Raw genomic sequence first — 379 nt, forward strand, 5'->3', positions numbered from 1 at the left:
GTATAACAGCGTGCCAGGATCTGAATATTTTGGAATCGAGTTTACATATCAATCAACATAAACAACAGTTACCGGCTTTTGAAGGACTCTTCAAAACATACTATGCTGCGCTCTGTACTTTTGCTTTTGATTTTGTAAACCGTCATGAACTGGCGGAAGAGATTGTGCAGGACACGTTCCTCAAGGTCTGGGAACGGTATGATGACCTGGACATACAGGTATCGGTAAAAGCATACCTGTACAGGGCTGTCCAGAATAATTGTCTTAACTACATTAAGCAGGACCGTATCAGGGCCCGCTATGGTCATGAGCTGTTACAACAGCTGGAATCCCGTATTACCTTAATGAATATGCCTGCTGCACCTACACCGGCAGAGAG

The 379-nt window shown here is 44.3% G+C and carries 1 protein-coding gene; it reads left to right on the forward strand.

The window, feature by feature from the left end; genetic code table 11:
- Positions 1 to 379, forward strand: a 379-nt coding sequence (locus BRSPCE3_RS35715) for a sigma-70 family RNA polymerase sigma factor (protein WP_244071805.1), incomplete at both ends; no start/stop codon positions are given.

The sequence above is a fragment of the Bradyrhizobium sp. Ce-3 genome (genome assembly GCF_022835695.1).
GTDB lineage: Bacteria > Pseudomonadota > Alphaproteobacteria > Rhizobiales > Xanthobacteraceae > Bradyrhizobium.